This window comes from Lachnoclostridium sp. Marseille-P6806 (genome assembly GCF_900625025.1).
GTDB lineage: Bacteria > Bacillota > Clostridia > Lachnospirales > Lachnospiraceae > CAG-791.
The window spans coordinates 48,144-74,116 of sequence record NZ_LR130574.1 but is presented as its reverse complement, the minus strand read 5'-3'; the positions used below and the strand labels follow the sequence as shown (position 1 = coordinate 74,116).

Sequence of the window (25,973 nt, the reverse complement as noted above, 5' to 3'; positions counted from 1 at the left end):
AACCCCATTTTGCTTACAGCCCATACATTCGCGACGATATGGATGTTTTTTATTTTATGACCGCAGGCATTAATTTCTGTGATATTTCCTTGCAATCAGAATCGCAGCGGCCAGAACCAGAACAGATGCACCGGATAGTATCCAGACATTTTTGTCGATCTCGTTCAATGAAATAAAGTTACCGGACGCGATTTCCTTATCTTCGGAATTAACCGGCTCCTCTGATACAAAGCCATTCGCATCCTCTTTGTTTTCATCTGGCCGAGTCGGCCCTCCGCGGTGCATTTCGCTGCCGGACTCCTTGCTTTCGGGCATAAAGCCGGTTTGTCCCATGTCCTGTGACGGCGTGCTGCCGGAGCTGCCTGTTGACGTGGCAGTGGAGTCAAGTGTCAGTTCTGTGCTGTTCTCGCCGCAGACAATGGTATAGGTTTCGCCGACTGTCAGCTCCGGTGCACTGAAGGCTATGGAAGAATACCCGCAGGCGGGAGCGAAAGAGAGGATTTCATCGCCGTCTTCGCTCAGAACCTGGAACAGCGTGTCGGCCTCCATTGTCGAATCCAGATTATAGAGCACGGCGCACTGCGAGCTGTCGGAACTGAAGTCTTCCGTCATACTGGAGCCGCCGAAGGCCAGAACCGTTCCGCCGGTAACGATGCACTCACCTCCGCTTTCGCTGCCATAGTCGATGGCGCAGTTGTTGCCGTCGCCCGGAAGGCTGATGCGGATATCTCCGCCGCCAATATAGATATTTCCGTTGGAGTCAAGTCCGTCTGCGTCCCGCCCGGTTTCGTTGATGATCGTCAGGGTTCCGCCGCTGATACGGATGTATGCCTCTTTCTCATCAGATGAGTCGTCTGTTTCTGTCTGTGCCTCCTCTTGCCGCCCGGATATTTCGGTAAACACGGAAGACATTTCACCATCTGGTAATTCCGGAGGGGCGGGCATCCCGCCTGCTTCGCTGCGGTCACGATTTCCTGTGCTGCCGGAGGGGGGAACCTCCATACCGCCGAATTCCATTGCGTTATCGTCACCGTTGGCATTGATCCCGTCATCGCGGGGATAAATCGTAATGTTGCCTCCGGCGATATCAACGGTGATTGCTTCAAGCCCCTCATAGCAGGAATGGATGAGGATTGTGCCGCTCTCAATGTAAAGCTCGTCATCGCTGTGAACAGCGTCATCTCCTGCGTCTATGATTAATGACGCCTCTGCATAGCGGAAGCTGTCGTTGACATGGATGCCGTCCTGCGGCGCGCTGATTGTGATGCTTCCTCCGGTGATAACGAGGGAGTCATTCACGTCGATGCCGTGCTTATATCCGGCGGTAATCGCCAGACTGCCGCTGCCGTTGATCGTCAAATCATCATGGGAGAAGATAGCGCCGCCTGTGTTGTCCGACAGCGCATCTTCCGAGTATGTGCTCCCGCTGGTAAATACATTCTCTGTGTCTTTGGCCAGTGTCAGGAACACTTTATCCGCCTGATCGACCTGCAGACACGCGTCGTCGGAACAGTTGATGCTCACGCCGCTCAGCCGTATCCAGATCTTGGAGGAATCATCGGCATCTACGATGATGCTCCCGTCTTCCAGCGTGCCGGAAAGTACATACCATCCGCCGTTTGAGATCACAAGATCTCCGTTCAGAAAGTAGGCGCCATTGCCATTGATTTCTCCACCGGAACCATCGAGTGTGATATAAGTTGTATAGGAATTATCAGCCCAATCTCCGTCTAAGTCATTCTCAGTGAAATAGCTGCCGCTGCTGTACGATTCCGCATCCTCATCGGCGGTGACTCTGATTCCCAGCCTTTCACCGTTCATAAAGACCACGGTCAGGAGAAGCGTCAGCACGAGCACGACAATACATATTCTGTCGATATTTCTGCGCGTGGACATGTGATCGCCTCCTTATCCCATGTAGTCTCCGTTATAGCTTACAAGAACCGCATTCTGGACTCCCGGCAGGTCTGCCAGGGAATTGATAAAGTCGGTGTTGTCGTCTTTCAGACGGATTTCGATGTTCAGCTCCACGTCGCCCTTACGTACGGTTTTGCTCTTGACAGTGAGTTTTTTCGTATTCTGTGCGAGATATTCCGTTGCGGATTTCTCGCTTTTGCTGCTCTCGCAGGAGATCACCACGATGTACGGATTGGAGTGTTCCTTGCGGTTGGCAAACACCAGAAGAATAATGCCGATCATAACGCTGCCGAATACCGCCAGCGGAATCAGGCCGGCGGCAAGCACGATGCCGGCGGCAATGGACCAGAAGAGGAAAGCGATGTCCATCGGTTCCTTAATGGCGGTGCGAAATCTCACAATAGACAAAGCGCCGACCATGCCGAGGGAAAGAACGACATTGCTTGTCACGGCCAGAATCACAAGGGTCGTAATCATCGTCAGGGCGATCAATGTTACGCCGAAGGAAGACGAATACATCACGCCCGCATAGGTCTTTTTATAAATGAAGAAGATGAACAGGCCGACGCCGAAAGCTAATATCAGGGCGAGCGCCATATCCAGAAGGCTGATGCTGGTTACATTTTCAAGAAAGCTTGATTTAAAAATCTCTGAGAATGACATGATTTTTGCTCCTTTCAAATCAGCCGTACACACGGCATTGTGCATATTTGGAAAATGAGCCGACGCGCCGGTTCGGCACGGAAACCGTGTCCCGAATGATGGAGGGGAGAAAATTATCCCACTTGACTTCAACGAGAATCGGAGGATCGCCGGCAGGGATGGTAACGGCATCCGGATTCAGAAAGTCCGTGCAGCTCAGTCCGGTCCGAATATCATAGTCCAGCGTGACGCGGACGTTTCCGGGGCGAAAGATAAACGGCTCCCTGGTATAATCTACAATCGTCTTCGGACGCATTCCCTGACAGCGCATCCTGCAGTAAAGCTCCTGCAGCAGAGGACGATCAGGGTTAAGCATCCAGTCGAGGTCCCCGGCCAGGATTTTCTGTGCCTCTTCGGCGGTCAGCTTTGCAGAATGCTTGACTCCAAGACCATTGCGCTTGCTTTTCTTTTCCAGATGGAGCACCGAAGGATCGTGATTATATAGCCGGATTCTGAACTTCTCCCGCATGTCAACGCCATCGATTTTCTCTCTCAGCGCTTTATCATCAAGGGTATCAAAATACAGGCTGCGTATCTGATATCTTCCGTTTATCGCATGCGGGTCACTCTCCATGATAGCCCGGAGACGTTTACGCAGTATCAGCAGATCCCCGGTATTCAGGATGTACTTCCATTCATGCCTGTATTGTAAAGCCATAAAGAATACCTCCCTTACATTTGATGGGATCATTGTAAGGGAGGTTGATTGAAAGAAGATTGAAGTTTCATTTATTTTTTTCAGGAATCGATACCGTGAGCCGAACCCTGCCGTCATGGCTGGAGACGGCAATACTTCCGCCGTGCTTTTCTGTAATTGCTTTTGCTATGGAAAGGCCAAGACCGTAATGATGTCCCTCGCTGTTTCTGGCCTCGTCGACCCGATAGAAACGGTCAAAGAGGTGTTCCATTTTTTCGGACGGAATCTCCGGATCGTCGTTTGCCACACGGAGGACAGCGGAGTGGGCCGGATGCTTAAGCAGCACCTCGATATCGTTGCCCGTGGAATGTCTTACTGCATTATCAAGCAGAATGGATGTAAGCTGCGTAAGCTGAGCCGGATTTCCCATGACATGGATTCCGTCATCAAGGTCGCTCCGGATCGTTTTTCCCTGCTCGAATGCGAAGCTCTCGAAGGCAAGCGTTTCACCGGCAACGACGCGGGAGAAATCAACAGGCACCATGGGCGCTTCGGTGTTTTCCGCTCTGGAAAGGTCCAGAAGCTGCTTCACGAGATCGCCCATGCGCTCATTTTCATATTGAATATTCGCAAGCCATTCGTTTTCTCCAAGCTCTCTGGAAAGAAGCTCGGTGTTGGCGCTGATTACCGCAACCGGCGTTTTCAGCTCGTGACCTGCATCGGAGATAAATCGTTTCTGTTGTCGGTCGTTTTCCTCCAGCGGGCGGATGATCCGCCTTGAAAGCGAGAGAGAAATGAAGAACAGCAGTACGATCGCAATGCTGCCGACAATCAGGATATTGTGAAGCAGCGTATGCAGTCCGCCCTCTGATACGGTGTTGTCCATAAAGGCGATCAGTGTATATCCGTCCCTGCGGTTTACGATGTAGGAAAGATGATTGCGTCTTCCGGATGTCCTGTTTCCGACCAGTATCTCCTTTGCGATCTCTACGAGGGTGCTTTCTTCGTATACCGTTTTTTCTCCGGTATCCACGGCAAGGACCGTCCCGTCTTCGGACAAGGCTACGGAATAAAATGTGGAAAGCTGATAATCAGGCCTTTCGTTGATAGGAGGCCTGCCTTGATTCTGTCCTGTCCCCGGCAGGTTTTGGCTGCCGAATTCGGGCAGGAACCGGTTCTGTCTGTCCGCCTGCTGTTCGAGAGAGTACATCTCTGCGTAGCGGTTCAGCATATCTGTATTCTTCTGCCGCACTTCCCGGAAACTGACAAGCAGGATGACGGTCAGGGTAATGGAGAACAGAAGAATGAGGGATCCCATGATCGCCAGTATGATTTTTTTTCGGGATTTATGAAACATCATGTTCCCTCAATTCATATCCCAGACCGCGAACTGCCTTGATCTGGACATTTGATCCGACAAAAGCCAGCTTTTTCCGCGTAAAGGACATATATACTTCTACGTTGTTGTATTCTGTCTCATTTTCAAATCCCCAGATCTTTACGGCCAGCTGCTCTCTGGTCATGATCTGTCCCCGGTTGTCGAACATGTATTCCAGAATGCGCAGCTCTTTTTCCCCGAGACGGACGCTCTGTCCGGTGAGATCACAGCTGAGGGATGCGTTTGATGTATCCAGAGAAAGATCGCCAAAGCGCCGCTTATTGTCCTGGAAGCTCACGTTCCTGCGCCCGAGGGCGCGAAGTCTGGCCAGCAGCTCTTTGGTCTGAAAGGGCTTTGTGAGATAATCATCTGCTCCGTTGTCAAGACCCTCTACTTTATCATCCAGCTGACTCTTTGCGGTAAGCATCAGAATCGGTGTTTTTATACCGCGGCTTCTTGCTCTGCGTGCAACTTCAAAACCGTTTACTTCCGGCATCATGACGTCGAGAACGGCGATGTCGTAAACACCGCTCTCCAGTGCCGCGAGGGCGGAGGCACCGTCCGCCGCGTGATCCACATCGTATTTTTCCTGCTTCATCAGCGCAACAAGGGCTGCCGCCATTCTTTTTTCATCTTCCGCCAAAAGGATTCGCATACCATCACCACCTTACGTTATCATGATACAGCGAAAAGCTTGAGAAAAGATTGAAAAAAAGAAAAAGATTGAGAAGAGAGGGCGAATTTCTCTCATAACAATAAAGTGATTGTAGTTTTCTTCATGCTGTGGTACAAAACGTATTGCAGCGCATAGACCTGACTTCAGGTCAGGACGGAAATGGGGAAAATCATATGGGTTCCTTATTGTTGGCAGTCATATATTTAATCTTTATCAGTCTGGGCCTTCCGGACTCGCTTCTCGGCTCGGGATGGCCTAAAATGCAGATGGTATTCGGAGTGCCGTCCTCCTATGCGGGATATGTGTCGATGACGATATCTTTCATGACGATTATCTCTGCGCTGCTCAGCCCAAGGATGATCAGAAGGTTTCATACAAAATGGATTGTAATATCATCCATAGCGCTTACCATCTCAGGTCTGATCGGATTTTCATTCAGCCGTCAGTACTGGATGCTGTTTGTGTTTGCGATACCCTATGGACTTGGCGCAGGAGCAATCGATGCATCCGTCAATCATTATGTGGCAAACAATTATTCGGGCGCAGTGATGAACTTTCTGCACTGCTTCTATGGGATCGGCGCGGTCATCAGCCCTTATATCATGTCGCTGGCTCTTAAATACGCGGGGTGGAATGAGGGTTACCGCTGGACCTCCTTTGTACAGATGGGAATACTTGCAGTGGTAATCTTGTCACTGCCTTTATGGAAGAAAAACGGTTCGTATACAGACGAGGATAACAGAAACAGCGCTGGCATCAGGGAAACGCTTAAAGAGCCGGGGGTTGTGCTTACATTGATTGCCTTCTTTGCATACTGCGCAGGCGAGGCGACCTGCTTCTTGTGGACGCCAAGCTACTTTGCCGCCACAAAGACGGGGCTGACAGATGAGAGAATCGCATCCTTCGGTTCGCTTATCTTCGGCGGCCTGATGCTCGGCAGGCTTATTTCCGGATTTATTTCCAACCGGATAGGAGATAAGAGGCTTATTCGGACTGGAGTCTTTGTCGAATGCGCAGGAATTCTTATGCTGTTAATGCCTACGGCAAACTACTGGATTGCAGTCATCGGTTTTGTTGTGATCGGTACCGGCATGGGGCCTGTATATCCAGCCATTCAGCATATGGCGCCGACTAATTTTGGAAAAAGATACAGTGCTGCCGTGATCGGGCTTCAGATGGCTTCTGCTTATGTGGGAAGCACTTTTATGCCAATGGTGTTCGGACATCTTCAGCAAAATATCGGAATCGGGATCATGCCGGTATACCTGATCGTGTTTGCGGTGCTGAATATCGGAATGCTGGAAATGGCGTATTCAAAATGCAGAAAAACAAATTTCTGACGGATGCGGTTCCGGAATCTGCCCGGTAAAGGGAAACGATACCGGAACAAAAAACTGTGAAAAAGCAGAAAGTCTGTCTCATGCAGCGCGCCGATACGGCAATATCAGCGTGGTTTATGAGCCGGACTTTCCCTTTTCCACAGTCTCTTTTCAATATAAATAAAGTCGAGGCGACGGGATTCGAACCCACGACCTCTGCGTCCCGAACGCAGCGCTCTACCAAACTGAGCCACGCCTCGATTGCGTCACATCAATGATTCCCTGTGGCGCAGATAGTATCTTACAATACCCGATCCGGTCATGTCAAGCGGGATTATTTTCCGCCGTCCTCCTGCGTCTGCGCGATGATGTTCCGCATGGTCTGTTCCGAAAGGCTCCCGGTGACATAGCCGAACACATTGCCGTCCCGGGTCAGCGGATCCGGCCGCGACCCATGAGGAAATGCGGCCCGCTCCGCCGGTCAGCATGATCGTACCGATGAGAATCATAATCACCGCGCCGATCAGCGCCGCGCCGCGGACAATACCCGAATGCCTGCGGAAAAGGCCGAGGAGACTGGTGGTGAAAAGACCCGCGGCAAGGAACGGGATGACGAAGCCGAGGGTATATGCCGCGATCAGAAGAAAGCCCTCCGCGGCGGAGCTTCGCGCCGCGGCCATGAGGAGGACGGAGGACAGCGTGGGGCCGACGCAGGGCGTCCATGCAAAGCTGAAGACGAAGCCAAGCAGAAACGCGGTGAGCGGGGACAGCGCCATCTGTGAGAGGCGGAGCGGGAGCCGGTGCTCACCGGCAAAGAATCCGAGGAGTCGCGAAAGGCCCGGAATGCGAAGGAGCTTCGACGTGTCCGTGCTGTACAGGATGAGCTGAAGCAGGCCGAACAGCAGAATGATCCCGCCGCCGATCCGCGAAAAAAGCAAATGATGGCTGCGGAAGAAGACACCGAGCGCGGTCATGCCGAGTCCCGGCGCGGAGAAAGCAAAGCTGATTCCAAGGACGAAGAGCAGCGTATTTTTGAATACCCTGCGGCGGTCGTACTGCATGACCCCGTTTTCGTCGCTCTGCGCGGTGCCGCCGGAAAGATACCCGAAATAAACCGGGAGGAGCGGCAGCACACAGGGGGAGAAGAAGCTCAGAAATCCCTGAAGAAGTACAGTCAGAACGGAAAGATTGGTTTCGACAGAAAGATTCATGGAAAACCTCATATACTTGTTTTGCGGCGTGGAATGTTCTATATTTGACATATTACTGAAAGTACGGAAAACTTATCAAGTACGCAGTATATAGTTAGCTGGTACGGAAAAATTACCGGGGAACGATCGGAATGAAAACAGTCGGATACATGGGAACGGACGAGTGTGCGGATTTTACGGCGCATGTCTCGCCGGGAGAGCTTCGGCATGGTGATTTTTATGGAAACGACAGGTAAAGAGCGGAGGGAGTCGCTCTGCGAAAGCACGGCAGGCGAGGGCTGCGGCCTGAAGAAGGTTCTGGACATCATCGGAGGGAAATGGAAAATACTGATTCTCTGTGTCATCAATGATGAGGGAAACGTCCGCTACGGCGATCTGCGGCGGGCCGTCTACGGAATCACAAACACCATGCTGGCGCAGTCCCTCCGGGAGATGGAGACGGACGGACTGGTGGAAAGAAAGCAGTACATGGAGATGCCGGTTCGTGTAGAATATTCCCTGACCGATAAATCGCGCAGCATGATACCGATTCTTCTGATGCTGAAGCGCTGGGGAGAGGAGCATCTGTGATGGCGCTGCAGGATTTTATGACAGGGAGAAAAGACCGATGAAAGAACTGGGGAATATCAGGCCCTTTGAGGAGAAGCTGTGGCTTTCGTCGCCCACGATGCACGGGGACGAGCTCCGCTATGTGACGGAGGCCTACGAGACGAACTGGCTGTCCACGGTGGGGGAGAACATCGACGCGTTGGAGCGCGGCGTCGCGGAATATGTCGGCTGCCGTCATGCGGTGGCGCTGTCCTGCGGAACGGCATCGCTCCATCTTGCGGTGAAGCTTGCGGGAGAACGGCTTTACGGCATGGCCCGTCCGAATGAGGGGACGCTCCGCGGACATAAAGTATTCTGTTCGGATATGACCTTTGACGCCACGGTGAATCCGGTGGCCTATGAGGACGGCGAGGCCGTGTTCATTGACACGGAGCGAAACACGTGGAACATGGATCCCGCCGCGCTGGAGAGAGCGTTTGCTCTTTATCCCGAGGTCAGACTGATCGTGGCGGCGCATCTCTACGGTACGCCCGCCCGGATTGCGGAGATCCGTCGGATTGCGGATTCGCACGGGGCGCTGATCGTCGAGGATGCGGCAGAGTCTCTCGGCGCAATGTATGACGGCCGGCAGACTGGGACCTTCGGCGATTACAACGCCATCAGCTTCAACGGGAACAAGATCATCACCGGCTCGTCGGGCGGCATGTTTCTGACGGACAGCAGGGCGGATGCGGATAAGGTGCGCAAATGGTCGACGCAGTCGCGGGAAGCGGCTCCGTGGTATCAGCACGAGGAGATCGGCTACAACTACCGTATGAGCAACGTGATTGCCGGTCTGGTGCGGGGGCAGCTCCCTCATCTTCCGGAGCACATCGCGCAGAAAAAAGCGATCTACGAGCGTTACCGGGAGGGGCTTGCGGATCTTCCGATCGAGATGAACCCCTTTGACGGAGAGCGCAGCGAGCCGAACTACTGGCTGAGCTGTCTTCTCATCCGCGAAGAGGCCATGAGCCCGATGGTGCGGGGGGAGCGGGACTTCCTCTATCAGTCGGTCCCGGGCAGAAGCTGTCCGCAGGAAATACTGGATATGCTTGCGGCGATCCGCGCAGAGGGCCGGCCGGTCTGGAAGCCCATGCACATGCAGCCGATTTACCGGATGAACGCCTTTGTCACGGTAGAGGGAAACGGGCGCGGACAAAGCAACGCTTACATCGCCGGAACAGAGGAGCAGGACGTCGGCAGTGATATTTTCCGAAGAGGACTGTGCCTGCCGTCGGACAACAAGATGACGCCGGAGCAGCAGAGCCGTGTCATCGAAGTCATTCACAGATCGTTTGCGTAGCCTGTCTGCGGCATGCGCCTCACACAGGGCGCTTCGTCATGGTGATGAATATGGAAATGCAGATGGAATTTATCAGAAAGATTCCAGCTCCGCAGGAGCTGAAAGCGCAGTTCCCGCTGGATGCGAAGCTCCGTGGCATCAAAGAGGAGCGGGATGAGGAAATCGCGCGGATTTTCCGCGGGGAGGACGACCGGCTTCTCCTGATCATAGGGCCCTGCTCCGCCGACCGGGAGGATGCGGTCGTCGAGTATATGACGCGGCTCGCCGCAGTGCAGGAGAAAGTAAGGGAGCGGATTTTCATTATTCCGCGGGTGTATACCAATAAGCCCCGGACCAAGGGAATCGGCTACAAGGGGATGCTGCACCAGCCCGATCCGGAGAAAGCGGAGGACATGCTCGCCGGGATCATAGCAATCCGTGAGCTGCATACCCGCGTGCTCCGGGAGACCGGATTTTCCACGGCGGAGGAGATGCTCTATCCGGAAAATCACCGCTATCTTTCGGACCTTCTGAGCTATGTGGCGGTCGGTGCGCGCTCGGTCGAGGATCAGCAGCACCGGATTGTAGCCAGCGGAATCGGGATTCCCGCAGGGATGAAAAATCCGACGAGCGGCGACATTTCGGTTATGATGAACGCCGTGACCGCGGCGCAGAGCCCCCAGAAGTTTCTGTATCGCGGCTGGGAGGTACAGACGGAGGGCAACCCTCTCGCGCATGCCATTCTGCGCGGGCATTCGGACCGGTTCGGCAACAGCATCTCCAATTATCATTACGAGGACCTGCGGGGGCTTCAAAAAGAATACGCGAAGCTGAGGCTGGTCAATCCGGCGGTTATCGTCGACACGAATCATTCCAACTCCGGCAAGCAGTACATGGAGCAGATCCGCATCGCCAAGGATGTCCTCCACAGCATGCGGGTGTCGGAGGATATCCGGCACCTTGTGAAAGGCCTTATGATCGAGAGCTATCTCGAGGACGGGGCGCAGAAAATCGGAGAGGGTGTCTACGGCAGGTCCATTACGGATCCTTGTCTTGGCTGGAAGAAGAGCAAGCGCCTGATTCTTGAGCTTGCGGAGCTTCTTGCGTGAGTGCGCGTTCGCGTGCGGCCGCCTTGCGCTGCTGCTTGCTGGCATACATTCTCCGGTCGGCCTCTTCGATGGCTTCGGTCGGGCGGAAAGGCGCCGACAGGGTGCTCTGACAGAAGCCGCAGGAGACGGAGATCGGAAAAGGCAACAGGTTTTTGGCGTTCGTCTTCTCGATAGCCGTGTAAAAGCTGTGCATGACGGCGTCCGGCTCCGCGTCGCCACGGATGCAGGCGATGAATTCGTCGCCGCCCCAGCGGGCATAGAAGCTGTCCGGGCGTTCAAAGGCAGACTTTATGCAGGATGCGGTTTCCCTAAGAAGAATGTCTCCGGCCTCGTGCCCGTAGAGATCATTGGCCCGTTTCAGGCCGTCCGCGTCGAAAAAAAAGACGCAGAATTCCGGGATGCGGGATTTTTCCAGAAGATGAAATTCTTTCAGAGCGAACTGGCGGTTCGGAATGCAGGTAAGAGCGTCATGATAGGCGACGAGATCGAGTCGCTTGCGGTTTCTGACCGACTGCTGCTCCCGGCGCTGGCGCATGAATTCAATCAGGCCGAATGAGTAAAGGAGCGACAGTACCGCGACAGGGAGAAAGGTGCTGCGGGAGAGAAGACTGCTGAGGAACGGCGGCAGAAGAGCGTACTGGCTCAGCGCATTCCGCGCAAGCTCAAGCACGGACAGGACAGAAGCGATCGTCAGCGCAGAACGAAGCAGAGAATTTTCTTCGTTGCGCTCCGCCTTGGGAAGCAGGTGGAGAAGCACGGCGCAGACAATCAGATAGAGGGCCATGAACAGACCGATGAGCGGGGAGAACACCAGCAGGTGCATCCCCGTCGCGGCGCGGTTCAACACTGCGAAAATAAACAGAACGATAAAGCCTCCGCCGAAAATCGAGGAGGCGGCCTGTACGCGGCTTCCGACGCTCTGCTCCTTGATCAGCATGGAAAGAGAGATGGGAACCAGAAAAATGGTGATGTATTCGATATTGGCCGCAAACGCCGTGTTGCTGGTGAAGACATAAAAGAGGCGGAGGTACCCGAACATCCAGACGGAAGAGGCAATCGTATACAGGCAGAGGCAAAACAGCGGCATGACGCGCAGATGTCTGCGGAGCAACAGGAGAATAAGCAAGAGAAACGCCGCGTTGACGCCGAGCGTGAGAAAAGAGAAGAACTCGAGGCCGTGCCGGATCAGAGGATAGCGCCGGACGCCGACGGTCGGCATGATGCGCATGGAATGAACATTGGAGAGGCTGCTTCCCTCCCGCTGCGCGAGCGTGATCTGCAGCGTATCGCCCCACGCATTCTCCGGGATCGGTACGGTGAACAGGAGATTCCCCAGCGGAATCTGCCGCTCGTAGCGCTTGTTGCCGTAGGAATAGATGATCTTTTTATCATGGGAAACGGTGCAGGTCGCGTTGTACCAGTAAAAGCAGAGAGAGGCGTCCGCGATGCGGCGTTCCTCGGGGAGGGAGAGATTGACGACGACCGTCTCCTCTTTCCCGGCCGGCGCAAAATCGGCGCCGTCATAGTGCTCGGTCACGCCGCCCCGGCGCAGAACGTCGACCGTGATCACATTATCCACGGACTGATAGTCCGGGCGGCTTACGTCGGGGAGCGTCTGTATGCACTGAAGAAGAAAGAGCATGGCGAGGGCGGAGCACAGGATAAGCAGCATGCTGCTGCGATGCGGTTTTGGTATTGCGGGGGTATCGTGTTTCATGCGGCGGGGAGCCCTTTCTCAGTTCGGAAAGCTGCGGCGGGAGGCCTTGGCTTGTCGCTTGTGTTCGTACATGCGCCGGTCGGCCTCCTCTAAGGCCTCTTTCGGCGTGAGAGGCGCTTCGGCGGTGCTCACGGCCCAGCCCTGCGAGACGGAGGCGTGAAAGGGGAAGAAATGGTATTGATTCCCCTCCTCGATATTTCTGCGGAACGTGGCGATGGGATCCTCGGGGGGAATGCTGCCGATGACGCAGGCAATGAATTCGTCGCCGCCCCAGCGCCCGAAGAAGCCGGGATAGTCCTCAAAGGTATTCCGGACGCTGTGGGCGACAAAGATAATCAGCTCGTCTCCCATATCGTGTCCGTAGGTATCATTCGCTTTTTTCAGATTGTCGGCATCAAAAAAATACAGCGTATAATTCCGGATCTCTTTTTGCTCCAGCTCCTCCAGTCGGCGGACGCAGGCCTGCCGGTTCGGGATGGCGGAAAGAGGGTCGATCCACGCGATCTTTTTCAGATTTTCCTTTTCGCGGCTCTCCATGATCTGGTGAAAGAGCATGAGAATGCTGTTCAGAAGAAAAGAGAGAATGGTCAGGAACACAAAGGCAGGGGCCATATTGATGGAAAGGAAAAGCCGCATGGCCGGACCCGGACGGTCGACGAGCCGGTCTGCCGAGAAGCGGATAAGCTCTAAGAGGAGAAACAGGCAGGATGCGAGCAGTCCCCATTTGAGCACCATGGTCGGCCGCTCGTTGCTCTGTGCGGGGGAAACGCGGAGAAGAACATAGGCCGTAAGGAGAATATGAATGAAAACCAGTGTGCAGAGCGGCCCCATAAAATGGTAGTAGTGGAGCGGCGTGAAGAGCTCGAAAAGAACGGCGGCGGCAAAAAAAGCGGTGAAAAGCAGCGCGCTCCGGCGGTAGAAACGGCATATTTTCGGCGGAAAAGGCCAGCGGCTGAGGAACATCGAGACGGCGGCGGGCATGATGCAGACTGAGATGTATGCGGAATTTGCCGCAAGGTAGCTCCAGCGGGAAATGGCATTGATGAAATGCAGATAGCCGATAACCCAGCCCGAGGAGGCGGCGCAGAAAGCGGAAAACCAGAACCACTGACGCAGACCGGGTCTGCGCACGGCGGCAATGCCGAACAAGACGGTGCAGACCAGCGCGGTCCAGAAGCAGGTTATAAACAGGACGAATTCAACCAGATAGCGGACAAGGGCATAATGAATGGCATTGGCGGTCCTTGTGATGCGCAGGGAATGAAAGTGACCTGCCCCGCGCCCCTGCGCCTGCCGGAGCGTGAGGGTGACGAAGTGCTCCCATGCGCTCTCAGGGAGAGGAATAATGCAGAGAACGTCGCCGATCTGATGTCCCTCGGCCTCCATGTTCTCACCGTAGGAAAAAAGAAGATTTCCCTCCGGATCCGAAGCGGTCACGACGGCGCCGGTCCAGCAGAAGCTGAGAGCGGAATTCAGAAGATGATTCTCCCGGGAGAGAGGGACACGCACGATCAGCGTATCGCCGGACCGGGGAACCGGGAAGCTGTTGCCCCTGAAGCGGAGCGTCCTGCCGTCCGTGCGGACAAGCTCGCCCGAAATTCCGTTCTCGATCCGTCGGTATTCATAGAAGCTGTAACCGGTGTAGGTGGTCAGGAGCTGCATCAGCACAAAGATCATGCCGGCGATGAGAACGGCATAGGCGACGAGCTCGGCGGGTTCTTTCTTTTTCAGAGCTTCCGGGAAATGCGGGGGCCGCATGGGGGTTCCTTTCTGGGAAAACGCGGGCAAACAGCCTGCGCCGCACGTAATCATGTGGTTAGTTGATTATACTCCAGATTGGAAGAAAATGGGAGGATTATATAAATAAGTAGGCAGAACAGGCGCTTGTGTAGTATTCTTAATGCTTGGAGTTACAGCTTTCAAAGGGGTCAGAGATGAACGATTCAAAACGGATAACCAGAGCAAGGATTACGATCGCGGACATGCTGAAAGGCAACGGGGAGATTGAGGCGGCGATTCTTGCCTATCATGAAAACAGAACCAATCAGAACGTGATGGCGGTGATGGAGGCCGTGCGGCGTCAGCTCGCTCCGGGGACGCGGGTGCTGCTCGCGGCGGCTCCGGCGGCGGAGACCGTGGATTTCCGCAATCCGAAGCAGAAGCAGAGGCGCTTTGTCCTGAACAGATTGAAATCGCCGGACGGGAAAGAGGCGGCCGTTCTCTTTACCAGCGAGGCGGAGCAGAAGAAAGGCGCACAGACGCCGGTGCTCGCCATACCTCTGCGGGAGGCGCTGGAAATGATCGGGCGGACGGAAGCGCTGCAGGGGGTCCTTATTAACCCGTGGGGAAAGCGCTTCCTTCTGCCGCGGACGACGATCGCGGCGATATTGAAGACGGAGGATGCGCGCCGGACAACGGCGGAGACGGCGAAGCGGAGCCACGTATTCATTCAGAAAGCGGACGCGGCCTCAGCCGGCGCGCAGGGCGCCGTCAGTATGGAGGACGCGGGGAAAGAGAACAGGGAGGCCGGGACGGCGGTCTTTGCGGATGAGACAGAAGAGAAGCCGCGCCGGATCCGTATTTTTGTGCCGTCCTATCCTGCGGGGGGCACGGCGCAGGAGAAGAGAGAGGCCGGGGCGCTTCTTATGAGGGGCTGCGCGGCGGCGCTCGAGCTGTCCCGCGGCGGAGAGCTGCACAGCATCGCCTTTCCGGGAGCCTCGCAGGGAGGCTTCCCGCTGGAGGAGCAGATTCCGGCCGTGATTTCCGCGGCGACCGGGTGGCTCGCGGCGCATCAGGACTATGTGATGCAGGTCGTCATGTGCGCGCCGGACGAGGAGACCTATCGCCGGTATCAGGCATTCATGGAGAATATCCGCAAATTGCGTGAGGAGGCGGAAAAGCGCCGGAAAGAGACGCTCGCCGCGCAGGGGGGATCTGCCGGAGCCGCCGCGGGCCCGGGGCCTCAGCTGCAGATCACGCTCCGCCGGCCGGAGAGCGGCCTTACGGCTGCGGCGGTGACGGGACTTCTCGTCGGCGAGGCATTCGGCATGGCGTCCCCGCCGCTCCGCTGCGGGGACGGCACGGCGGAGAGCACGCCGGACAGCGCGGGTGCGGAGACGCTCTGGTCGGCGGCCGGCAGCATGACGCTCGCCGCGCTGGACAGCCTGTCCGCGAAGAAAGCGCCGGACTTCGGCGACGTGATGGAAAAGCTCTTCCGCTGGCGGATGTATGGAGAGTATACGGCGTCCGGCAGCGCGTCCGGCATCGGGGAGACGACCGATGCGGCGATCATGAACTACGCGCGGGGAATGACGCCGCTCTCCTGCGGAATCGGGGATGAGAGCGCGGACGGGAGCGGGGCTCTTGTCCGGATTCTGCCGTTTTCGCTTCTGCTGTGCCGGCAGGGACAGCCTTTCTGTACGGACGCCGACCGCGCCCTGCTTCATCAGGCCTCGGCGCTCACACACGCTCATCCGCGCAGCAAGGCGGTCTGCGAGCTCTATTCCCTGATTGTGCGGAATCTGGTGACGCATCTTCCGAAAGAGAATGCGGAGAAGCATGTGCAGGATGCGGTAAACGAAATGCTCCTGTTCTATCGCGTCGGCGAGGAGGCGGCAGATGAAGAGGAGCGGAAAGCGCTGGAGGAGCACCGCGAAGCGGTCAAGGATTACGATGCGGTCCGTTCGGCGCTGGCGGATCTCACGCGGCTCCATGCCATCAGCCGCTTCCGCGCGCTTCCGGAGTCGGCCCTTTCGGGGGACGGCCGCGCCGTCGATACGCTGGAGACGGCGGTCTGGTGCCTGCTGAACAGTTCTTCTTTCCGCGAGTGCATCGGGAAAGCGGCGGCCTTGGGGCGCGGCGCGGCGGCAGCCGGCCGGGCCGCGGCCGCGGCAGGGGCTCTTGCCGGGATCTTCTACGGCGCGGCGGCCGTGCCGGAGGAAGAGAGAGCAGCGCTCGCGCGGCGCGAATGGGTCGAAGAGCTCTGCGAGAGTTATCAGAGCCGGTGGCTCGGCGCGAACTGAGGGAGAAGCAGAAGTCCGACGGCAGAGCCTTTGCGGGGACGGGCTCCGGGGTCGCTGTCTGCGCGGCAGAGAGCGGCGTGTTTCTTGACAGGCCGCGGGCCCGGTTTTATACTTTGGCGCAAAGTGCCGCCCGGCGGAGAGACGTGTCGGATATTTACGGGTTCCATGAAAAATGACGGAAGAAGAGGATGACAGGCATATGTATAAGAAAGTAAGTCCGGATCTGAATTTTGTCGAGAGAGAAGAGAACACGGCGAGGTTCTGGGCCGAAAACAGAATTTTTGAAAAGAGCGTGGAGCAGAATGAGGGACATCCGATCTATATGTTCTACGACGGCCCTCCGACGGCAAATGGCAGGCCCCATATCGGCCATGTGGAAACCCGCGTCATCAAGGATATGATTCCCCGCTACCGGACCATGAAAGGGGAGCAGGTCCCGCGCAAGGCGGGCTGGGATACCCACGGGCTCCCGGTGGAGCTCGAGGTCGAGAAAGAGATCGGCATCGAGGGAAAGGATCAGATCGAGGCCTACGGTCTGGAGCCCTTTATCGAGAAGTGCAAGGAATCCGTCTGGACCTACAAGGGGATGTGGGAGAAGTTTTCCGAAAAGGTCGGCTTCTGGGCCGATATGAAGAACCCCTATGTCACCTATTACGACGATTATATCGAGTCCGAGTGGTGGGCGCTGCAGCAGATCTGGAACAAGGGCCTGCTGTACAAGGGCTTCAAGGTGGTGCCCTACTGCCCGAGCTGCGGAACGCCCCTGTCCTCTCACGAGGTCGCGCAGGGCTATAAGACGCTGAAAGACCGCACGGCCGTCGTGCGCTTCAAGGTGTCCGGAGAGAACGCGTATTTCCTCGCGTGGACGACGACGCCGTGGACACTGCCCTCGAACATCGCGCTCTGCGTGAACCCGGAGGAGGAGTACGCAAAGGTTCGCTGCGTCGACGGATATACCTACTATATGGCCTCGGCGCTTCTGGATAAGGTTCTCGGGCCGCTGGCGGAGGATGGGGAGTCCGCCTATGAGGTTCTTGCCCGCATGAAAGGCGCGGAGCTCGAATACAGGGAGTACGAGCCGCTGTACCAGTGCGCGAAGGACGCGGCCGACAGACAGCACAAAAAGGCGTTTTTCGTCTACTGCGACGACTATGTCACCATGACCGACGGCACTGGCATCGTTCACATCGCGCCGGCGTTCGGTGAGGACGACGCCCGCGTGGGGAGAAAGTACGACGCGCCGTTCGTGCAGATGGTGGATGATCACGGGCGCATGAAGCCGGAGGCGGGAAAGTTTGCCGGGATGCGCTGCAAGCCCACGCAGCATGAGCTGGACGAGGGCGCGGTCAGCTGTGATCCGGCGGTGCTTGAGGATCTGGAGGAGAGGGGGATCCTTTTCTCCGCGCCGAAAGTGGAGCACGACTACCCGCACTGCTGGCGCTGCGACACGCCGCTCATCTACTATGCCCGTGAATCGTGGTTTATCCGGATGACGGCGGTGCGCGACGACCTTGTCCGCAACAATAAGGAGATCAACTGGGTTCCCGCCACCATGGGCGAGGGGCGCTTCGGCAACTGGCTTGAGAACATTCAGGACTGGGCGCTGTCGAGGGACCGCTACTGGGGGACGCCGCTTCCGATCTGGGAGTGCCCCGACTGCGGAAAACGGATCTGCGTGGGCTCAAAAAAGGAGCTGGCGGAGCTCTCCGGCGATCCGAAAGCAGAGACGACCGAGCTGCACCGGCCCTTTGTCGACGAATTTCACATTCCCTGTCCGGACTGCGGAGGCAGCATGGCGCGCGTGCCGGAGGTGATCGACTGCTGGTTTGATTCCGGAGCCTGCCCGTATGCCGAGCTCCACTATCCCTTTGAAAACAAGGAGCTCTTCGAGAAGCAGTTCCCGGCCTCTTTCATCTCCGAGGCGGTGGATCAGACGAGAGGCTGGTTCTATTCCTTGCACGCGGAGGCGACGCTCCTCTTCAACCGCCCGGCGTTCAAAAACGTCGTCGTCATGGGGCTTGTCCTCGATGAGAACGGCAACAAGATGTCAAAATCCAAGGGCAATGCGGTTGATCCGATGGACGCCCTGAACGAGTATGGCGCAGATGCCGTCCGCTGGTATTTCTACACGGCGAGCGCCCCGTGGCTGCCCAAGCGCTTCTCCGGCAAGGCCGTCAAGGAGGGGCAGAGCAAATTTCTCGGGACTCTGTGGAACAGCTATGCGTTCTATACGTTGTATGCGGAAATCGACCGGTTCGACCCGACAAAGTATACGCTGGACTATGACCGTCTCCCGGTGATGGACCGGTGGCTTCTCTCGAAGATGAACACGATGATCCGGGAGACCGACGCCAATCTTGCGGCCTATCGTCTTCCCGAGGCGGCGGCGGTGCTGGAGGACTTCGTGGACGACATGTCCAACTGGTATGTCCGCCGGGGCAGAGAGCGCTTCTGGGCGAAGGGCATGGAGCAGGACAAGATAAACGCCTACCTGACGCTGCATGAGGCGCTGAAGAACGTTTGTCTCTGCGCGGCTCCGATGATTCCGTTCATGACGGAGGAAATCTATCAGAACATTGTCCGGAGCGTGGACGCCTCCGCGCCGGAGAGCATTCATCTGTGCGCATGGCCGGAAACGGACGAAAGCCGGATCGACGGGGAGCTTGAGCGTTCCATGAAGGAGGTTCTCCGGATTGTTGTGCTCGGAAGAGCCTGCCGCAATCTCTCCGCGATCAAGAACCGGCAGCCGATCCGCGCCATGTACGTCAAGGCGCCGGAGGCGCTGGGGGGGCTGTACCGCGAGATCATCGAGGATGAGCTGAACGTGAAGAACGTGTATTTTACCGAGGACGTCCGGAGCTATACGACCTACACGTTCAAGCCGCAGCTTAAGACCGTGGGGCCGAAGTACGGGAAGCACCTCGGCGGGATCCGCCGGTATCTGTCCGCGCTCGACGGCAATGCGGCCATGGATGAGCTGAACGCGGGCGGCGTGCTGCGCTTTGAGGATCAGGGCGAAACCATCGAGCTTGCGGGGGAGGATCTGCTGATCGACATGATGCAGCAGGAGGGCTATGTCACGCAGGAGGACGGCGGCGTGACGGTTGTTCTTGATACGAATCTGACGGAGGATCTGCTGGAAGAGGGCTATGTCCTTGAGCTCATCAGCAAAATCCAGACGATGCGCAAAAATTCCGGCTTCGAGGTGATGGACCATATCCATGTCACGCTGAACGGAAATGCGAAGCTCTCGGAGATCGCGGCGCGGCATGAGAAGCTGATTACGGGCAAGGTGCTGGCGGACGCGGTCGGAAACGGAGAGACGCTGGCGAACGAAAAGGAATGGGACATCAACGGTGAGACGGTAACCATCGGCGTGGAAAAGCTCGCGGAATGATGGAGAACAGCAGAGGACAGGGAGACAGGAGCACAATGGCGGCAGCAAAAAAAGCACCCTTTACATTTGACAAGGAACTGTTCAAGCGCAGCGTGGAATACAATATCCGGACCATGTACCGCAGGGAACGGAAAGAAGCCTCGAAGCAGGAGGTCTTTCAGGCGGCGGCGCAGGCTCTCCGTGATCAGATCATCGACTGCTGGATGAAGACGCAGAAAGCCTTTGAGGAGCAGGATCCCAAGCAGGTGGTCTACCTGTCGATGGAGTTTCTGATGGGCCGCGCGTTCGGGAACGACGCCATCAATCTGGGCGCGTACCGGGCGGTCGGCGAGGCTCTTAAGGAGCTGGGCTTTGATATCAACGCCATTGAGGACGAGGAGCCGGATGCGGCCCTCGGCAACGGCGGTCTGGGGAGGCTTGCCGCCTGCTTCCTCGATTCGCTGGCGACGCTGAATTACCCGGCCTACGGCTGCGGCATCCGCTATCATTACGGTATGTTCCGGCAGAAGATCGTCGACGGATATCAGGTCGAGGTGCCGGACAACTGGCTCCGGAACGGCAACCCGCTTGAGATCAAGCGTCCGGAATACACGCAGGAGGTGCGCTTCGGCGGCTATGTCTCCACCTATACGACCGCGGACGGGCGGCTGATGTACCGGCAGGAGGGCTATCAGCGCGTCCGCGCGGTCCCCTACGATCTTCCGGTGATCGGCTACGGCAACGGCTTTGTCGATACGCTGCGCATCTGGGATGCGGAGCCGATCGTGGAGTTTCATCTGGATTCCTTTGACAAGGGCGATTACAACAAAGCCGTGGAGGAGGAAAATCTGGCAAAGCTCATCACGGAGGTGCTTTACCCCTGTGATGACCATTATCAGGGCAAGGAGCTGCGCCTCAAGCAGCAGTATTTCTTCGTGTCGGCATCGATACAGCAGGCGGTGAAGAAGTACCTTACACGCCACAGGGATCTGACGAAGCTCGATGAAAAATATGTCTTCCAGCTCAACGACACGCACCCCACGCTGACGGTGCCGGAGCTGATGCGCATACTCATGGACGACTGCGGGCTGTCATGGGACGATGCATGGGGCGTTGTGACGAGAAGCTGCGCCTACACGAACCATACCATTATGGCGGAAGCGCTCGAGAAGTGGCCGATTGAGCTGTTCAGCAAGCTCCTGCCCCGCATTTATCAGATTGTGGAGGAGATCAACCGGCGCTTCCTGATCATGCTTCATGAGCGCTACGACAATACCGACGCGGATGTGAACGCGAAAATCCGGAAGATGGCGGTGATCTACGACGGGCAGGTCCGCATGGCGAACCTTGCCATTGTCGCGGGCTTCTCGGTCAACGGCGTCGCGCGGCTTCACACGCAGATTCTCGAGCAGCAGGAGCTCCGGGATTTCTACGAGCTCTTCCCACAGAAATTCAGCAACAAAACCAACGGCATCACGCAGAGACGCTTTCTTCTGCACGGGAATCCCCTGCTTGCGGACTGGGTCACGGAGCATGTGGGCGAGGAGTGGATCACCGATCTGTCACGGATTGCCGATCTGCGTCTCTATGCGGACGACGCCAGAGCGCAGCGCGAGTTCATGCAGATCAAATATAAGAACAAGCAGCGCCTCGCGAAGTATATTCTCGAGCACAACGGCATCACGGTCGACCCGCATTCCATCTACGATGTTCAGGTCAAGCGTCTGCATGAATACAAGCGTCAGCTCCTCAACATTCTGCACGTCATGTATCTGTATAATCAGATCAAGGCGAACCCGGGGCTGCGCATGAACCGGCGCACGTTTATCTTCGGCGCGAAAGCCGCGGCGGGATACCGCAACGCGAAGCTCACGATCAAACTCATCAATGCGGTGGCGGACGTCTCCGAGCAGATCTCCACGGCGTCAAAGGAGGCCTCCGGCACCGGCAACATGAAGCTGATGCTGAACGGAGCGCTGACTGTCGGCACGCTGGACGGCGCCAATGTTGAGATGCTCGAGGAGGTCGGAAAAGAGAATATGTTCATCTTCGGCCTCACCTCTGAGGAGGTAATCGGCTACGAGACGAACGGCGGCTATCAGCCGTATGAGATCTTCAACAGCGACCAGAACGTCCGTCAGGTTCTGATGCAGCTGGTGAACGGAAGCTATTCTCCGGACGACCCGGAGCGCTTTCGCCCTCTGTACAATTCCCTGCTCGGCGGCGCGGGTGTCGAGCGGGCGGACCGTTACTTCATTCTGAAAGATTTTGAGGCCTATGCGGAGGCGCAGCGCCGGATCGATGCGGCGTACAGCGACACCAGAAGCTGGGCGAGGATGGCGTTGCTCAATACAGCGGCGGCCGGCAAATTCTCCTCCGACCGAACCATTGAGGAGTATGTACGGGACATCTGGCATCTGAAAAAGGTTTTTGCGGACAGGAGCGGCGCGGCGGGAGGTTCTGCCCGGACGTCCGGCGCGAAGACGGATAAGACGGACAGGAGCGCAGCGGGAAAAGGAGCGGCAGCTGGGAAGAAATGAGACGGCCGGGCGGCAGATAAATAAAGGAGGACACAGATGGCAGCGGTGACTCTGAAAGAGAACGGATACTATCTTATCGGCGGAAAGACGTGGATCCCGGACGACGAGGAGACCCCGGCAGCGCTGGCGGCAGCCGGCGTTCCGGCCGGTCTGGCCTGCCCGGAGGAGGCGCGGAAAGGGACGATCGCCTACGGCATTCTCTCCGGACACAACAGAGCGGAGGATATGGAGGCGCTCCGGATCCGCTTTGACAAGCTGACCTCCCATGACATCACCTATGTCGGGATCATACAGACGGCGCGGGCCTCGGGGCTGGAGCGTTTTCCCCTGCCCTATGTGCTCACGAACTGCCACAATTCGCTCTGCGCCGTCGGAGGGACTATCAACGAGGACGATCACATGTTCGGCCTTACGGCCGCGAAGCGCTACGGCGGGGCCTATGTTCCCCCGCATCAGGCGGTTATCCACCAATATGCCCGCGAGATGCTCGCCGAGTGCGGCGCGATGATTCTCGGCTCGGATTCCCACACGCGCTACGGCGCGCTCGGCACCATGGCGATGGGAGAGGGCGGCCCGGAGCTGGTCAAGCAGCTTCTCGGGCAGACCTATGACATCCGCCGTCCGCAGGTGGTCGCGGTTCATCTCACCGGCGAGCCGGCGCGCGGCGTCGGGCCGCAGGACGTGGCGCTGGCGATCATCGGGGCAGTCTTTAAGAACGGCTTTGTGAAGAACAAGGTCATGGAGTTTGTCGGAGACGGTGTGACCGCCCTTTCAACGGATTTCCGCATCGGCATCGACGTCATGACGACCGAGACGACCTGTCTCTCCTCGATCTGGCAGACGGATGAGAGGACAAAGGACTGGTACGCACTGCACGGCAGAAGCGAGTGCTACCGTGAGCTCCGCCCCGGCGACGCGGCGTATTATGACAGCGTGGTGGAGGTCGATCTCGCAGCGGTCCGCCCGATGATCGCGATGCCGTTCCACCCGAGCATGGCCTATCCGATTGAGGAGGTCAACGCGAACCTCACGGATATCCTGCATGAGACGGAGCAGAGGGCAAGGGTCGCGTTCGGAGACGAGGTCTCCTATTCGTTGCAGGACAAGGCCGTGAACGGAAAGCTCCTCGTGGAGCAGGGAATCATTGCGGGCTGTGCCGGCGGCGGCTTTGAGAATCTGTGCGCGGCGGCGGAGATTCTTTCCGGCGGGAACATCGGAAACGGCGCGTTTACCCTGAGCTTTTATCCGGCTTCCATGCCGATCTACATGGAGCTGCTGAAAAACGGCTGCGCGGCAAAGCTGATCGAGGCCGGCGCGGTCATGAAGACCTGCTTCTGCGGCCCATGCTTCGGCGCGGGAGATACGCCGGCGAACAATGCGTTCTCCATCCGGCACTCGACGCGGAATTTCCCGAACCGGGAGGGCTCGAAGCCGCAGAACGGGCAGGTATCCTCCGTGGCGCTGATGGATGCCCGCTCAATCGCGGCGACGGCGGCGAATCAGGGCTTCCTCACGCCGGCGACCGAGCTTGACCGGGATATTCCGACCTATGCGTATCGCTTCGACCGGACGATCTACGCAAATCGTGTCTTTGACTCACACGGTGTGCCGGACCTCTCGGTGGAGGTGCAGCTCGGACCGAACATCAAGGACTGGCCGGAGATGCAGCCGCTTCCTGAGAATCTGGTGCTGCAGGTCGCGGCGGAGATCCACGATCCGGTCACCACGACCGATGAACTGATTCCCTCGGGAGAGACCTCGTCCTACCGCTCGAATCCGCTGGGACTTGCAGAGTTTACGCTCTCGCGGAAAGACCCGGAGTATGTGGGCCGGGCCAAGATGATCCGCGCGGCGCAGGATGCGCTCGTCTCCGGGAGCTGTGCGGCGGATGCGGTGCCGGCGCTGCGCCCGGTGATCCGGACGGTCAAGGCAGCTTTCCCGGAGGTCGGACATGAAAATATCGGCTTCGGCTCGGTGATCTTCGCCGTGAAGCCGGGTGACGGCTCCGCGCGGGAGCAGGCGGCCTCCTGTCAGAAAGTTCTGGGCGGCTGGGCCAATATCGCCAATGAATATGCGACGAAGCGCTACCGGAGCAATCTGATAAACTGGGGCATGCTTCCGTTTGTGATTCCCGCGGGTGCGCTGCCGTTTGCGAATCAGGATTTCCTGTTTTTCCCGGGGATCCGCACGGCGGTGGAGAGCCGGGCGGCGGAGATCACGGGCTATGCGGTGAAGGACGGGGAACTGCGTCCGTTTACGGTGATGCTGGGCGAATTGACGGATGAGGAACGCGGGATTATTCTGAGCGGCTGCCTGATCAATTATAACCGTCGGAAAGCATGATGAATTGTGCCGGAGCGGGGGCTCCGGAGCGGAGGAAGCAATGGGACTGAAAGTTGTCGTTCTGGCAGGCGGACTCAGCACAGAGCGTAAAATATCGTTTTCCTCCGGGACAAAGGTCTGCGGCGCGTTGCGGGAGAACGGGCACCGCGCGGTGCTGGTGGATCTGTTTCTCGGTCTGGAAAATATGGATGAGTCGATACAGGAGAATCCGGAGACGCTGTTTGACGAGCTGCCGGAGCTCCTGCCGGTGGTGTTCGACGGCGTGGCCCCGGATCTGGACGCCGTGCGGCGCTCTCGCAGATGGCAGAGCCCGTCCCTGTTCGGCCTCGGCGTGCTCGAAATATGCCGCAGCGCGGACATCGTATTCATCGCACTCCACGGGATGAACGGAGAGGACGGCCGGGTGCAGGCGGTCTTCGACATGATGGGGATTCCCTATACCGGCTCGGGCTATCTTGGCGCGGCGATGGCGATGGACAAGATGATCACCAAGCGGATGGTGCGCCCGCTGGGCGTGCCCACGCCGGACTGGCAGTATTTCCGCGGGCAGTGTGCGGAGAATGCGGAGGATATCGCGGAGGCCATTGTGGAGAAGCTCTCCGTGCCCTGCGTCGTCAAAACGCCGACAGGCGGTTCTTCGGTAGGCGTTTTCATCATAAAGCGGCGGGAAGAGCTTGTCCCGGCGATCCGGGAGTGTCTGTCCTACGGGAGCGATCTTCTCGCGGAGCAGTACATCGAGGGCCGGGAGTTTACCTGCGCCGTGCTGGAGGGCCGTGCTCTCCCCTCGGCGGAGATTGCCCCGAAGACCCGTTTTTATGATTATACCAACAAATATCAGCCGGGCGCGTCGGAGGAAATCTGCCCGGGGCGCTGTACACCCGAGGTGGAGCGGCGCATGGGCGAGATCGCCCTCGCGGTGCATGATGCGCTGGGACTGATGACCTATTCCCGGAGCGACTTTATCGTGACGGAGGACAATCGGGTCTGCTTCCTTGAAGTTAATACGCTCCCCGGGATGACGCCGACGAGTCTTGTCCCGCAGGAGGCGGCGGCCGTGGGAATCTCCTACGGGGAGCTGTGCGAGCGCATCCTGCGCGACGCTCTGGCAAAGAGGGGCTGATTCGCGTGAAAATCATGCGGATGCGCTGATTTTCCA

At 57.4% G+C, this 25,973-nt stretch carries 17 protein-coding genes and 1 tRNA gene; 9 read left to right on the top strand and 9 right to left on the bottom strand.

Translation table 11 applies throughout. From position 1 onward, the window contains the following. Nucleotides 1–69: 69 nt before the first annotated feature. From E0E20_RS00350 to E0E20_RS00330, 5 genes are all read right to left on the bottom strand, one after another. Complete coding sequence (locus E0E20_RS00350; RefSeq protein WP_130836092.1) at nt 70–1,896, bottom strand: carbohydrate-binding domain-containing protein; 1,827 nt, start codon at nt 1,894–1,896, stop codon at nt 70–72. A gap of 12 nt (nt 1,897–1,908) precedes the next feature. Then, the gene (locus E0E20_RS00345; RefSeq protein ID WP_130836091.1) at nt 1,909–2,580 is read right to left on the bottom strand and encodes a DUF4956 domain-containing protein; all 672 of its coding nucleotides are present in this window, start codon (nt 2,578–2,580) and stop codon (nt 1,909–1,911) included. 19 nt (nt 2,581–2,599) lie between these two features. Beyond that, nucleotides 2,600–3,277 (bottom strand): polyphosphate polymerase domain-containing protein, encoded by a 678-nt coding sequence (locus tag E0E20_RS00340; RefSeq protein WP_130836090.1) that lies wholly within the window; start codon nt 3,275–3,277, stop codon nt 2,600–2,602. A gap of 67 nt (nt 3,278–3,344) precedes the next feature. Continuing rightward, entirely contained in the window at nt 3,345–4,616 is a 1,272-nt protein-coding gene (locus E0E20_RS00335; RefSeq protein WP_207302808.1) for a sensor histidine kinase, read from the bottom strand. Continuing rightward, entirely contained in the window at nt 4,603–5,289 is a 687-nt protein-coding gene (locus E0E20_RS00330; protein ID WP_130836089.1) for a response regulator transcription factor, read from the bottom strand. The genes E0E20_RS00335 and E0E20_RS00330 overlap by 14 nt, the downstream gene beginning before the upstream one ends. A gap of 143 nt (nt 5,290–5,432) precedes the next feature. Between E0E20_RS00330 and E0E20_RS00325 the strand changes: the two genes are divergently transcribed. Next, complete coding sequence (locus E0E20_RS00325; protein WP_242622586.1) at nt 5,433–6,650, top strand: MFS transporter; 1,218 nt, start codon at nt 5,433–5,435, stop codon at nt 6,648–6,650. Between the two features lie 165 nt (nt 6,651–6,815). Here the strand turns inward: E0E20_RS00325 and E0E20_RS00320 are convergent. Together E0E20_RS00320 and E0E20_RS00315 are read right to left on the bottom strand one after the other, a co-directional pair. After that, a tRNA-Pro gene (locus E0E20_RS00320) sits at nt 6,816–6,889 on the bottom strand. 6 nt (nt 6,890–6,895) lie between these two features. Further along, nucleotides 6,896–7,840, bottom strand: coding sequence for a cytochrome c biogenesis CcdA family protein (locus E0E20_RS00315; protein WP_165443912.1), 945 nt, complete (start codon nt 7,838–7,840; stop codon nt 6,896–6,898). A 207-nt stretch (nt 7,841–8,047) separates the two neighbouring features. Between E0E20_RS00315 and E0E20_RS00310 the strand changes: the two genes are divergently transcribed. The 3 genes from E0E20_RS00310 to E0E20_RS00300 are packed head-to-tail and all read left to right on the top strand — an operon-like array spanning nt 8,048 to nt 10,819. Continuing rightward, nucleotides 8,048–8,410: a winged helix-turn-helix transcriptional regulator gene (locus E0E20_RS00310; protein WP_242622585.1), complete on the top strand. Its 363-nt coding sequence runs from the start codon at nt 8,048–8,050 to the stop codon at nt 8,408–8,410. A 37-nt stretch (nt 8,411–8,447) separates the two neighbouring features. Next, nucleotides 8,448–9,731, top strand: coding sequence for a DegT/DnrJ/EryC1/StrS family aminotransferase (locus E0E20_RS00305; protein ID WP_207302807.1), 1,284 nt, complete (start codon nt 8,448–8,450; stop codon nt 9,729–9,731). 56 nt (nt 9,732–9,787) lie between these two features. After that, the gene (locus E0E20_RS00300) at nt 9,788–10,819 is read left to right on the top strand and encodes a 3-deoxy-7-phosphoheptulonate synthase (protein ID WP_334295334.1); all 1,032 of its coding nucleotides are present in this window, start codon (nt 9,788–9,790) and stop codon (nt 10,817–10,819) included. On the opposite strand, the gene E0E20_RS00295 is transcribed toward E0E20_RS00300, so the two are convergent. Then, nucleotides 10,749–12,491 carry a GGDEF domain-containing protein gene (locus tag E0E20_RS00295; RefSeq protein WP_165443911.1) on the bottom strand — a complete coding sequence of 581 codons (1,743 nt, stop codon included), beginning with the start codon at nt 12,489–12,491 and terminating at the stop codon, nt 10,749–10,751. The genes E0E20_RS00300 and E0E20_RS00295 overlap by 71 nt on opposite strands. Nucleotides 12,492–12,554: 63 nt before the next feature. Continuing rightward, on the bottom strand, nt 12,555–14,294 hold the full coding sequence (locus tag E0E20_RS00290; protein WP_165443910.1) for a GGDEF domain-containing protein: 1,740 nt from the start codon (nt 14,292–14,294) through the stop codon (nt 12,555–12,557). Between the two features lie 176 nt (nt 14,295–14,470). Between E0E20_RS00290 and E0E20_RS00285 the strand changes: the two genes are divergently transcribed. From E0E20_RS00285 to E0E20_RS00265, 5 genes are all read left to right on the top strand, one after another. Beyond that, complete coding sequence (locus E0E20_RS00285) at nt 14,471–16,558, top strand: ADP-ribosylglycohydrolase family protein (protein ID WP_130836083.1); 2,088 nt, start codon at nt 14,471–14,473, stop codon at nt 16,556–16,558. Nucleotides 16,559–16,757: 199 nt separating this feature from the next. Next, the gene (ileS, locus tag E0E20_RS00280) at nt 16,758–19,955 is read left to right on the top strand and encodes an isoleucine--tRNA ligase (RefSeq protein WP_130836082.1); all 3,198 of its coding nucleotides are present in this window, start codon (nt 16,758–16,760) and stop codon (nt 19,953–19,955) included. Nucleotides 19,956–19,990: 35 nt separating this feature from the next. Continuing rightward, the gene (locus tag E0E20_RS00275; protein WP_130836081.1) at nt 19,991–22,474 is read left to right on the top strand and encodes a glycogen/starch/alpha-glucan phosphorylase; all 2,484 of its coding nucleotides are present in this window, start codon (nt 19,991–19,993) and stop codon (nt 22,472–22,474) included. Nucleotides 22,475–22,510: 36 nt separating this feature from the next. Then, entirely contained in the window at nt 22,511–24,817 is a 2,307-nt protein-coding gene (locus E0E20_RS00270; RefSeq protein ID WP_130836080.1) for a hydratase, read from the top strand. Between the two features lie 40 nt (nt 24,818–24,857). Then, on the top strand, nt 24,858–25,937 hold the full coding sequence (locus tag E0E20_RS00265; RefSeq protein WP_330508614.1) for a D-alanine--D-alanine ligase family protein: 1,080 nt from the start codon (nt 24,858–24,860) through the stop codon (nt 25,935–25,937). Nucleotides 25,938–25,973: the final 36 nt, after the last annotated feature.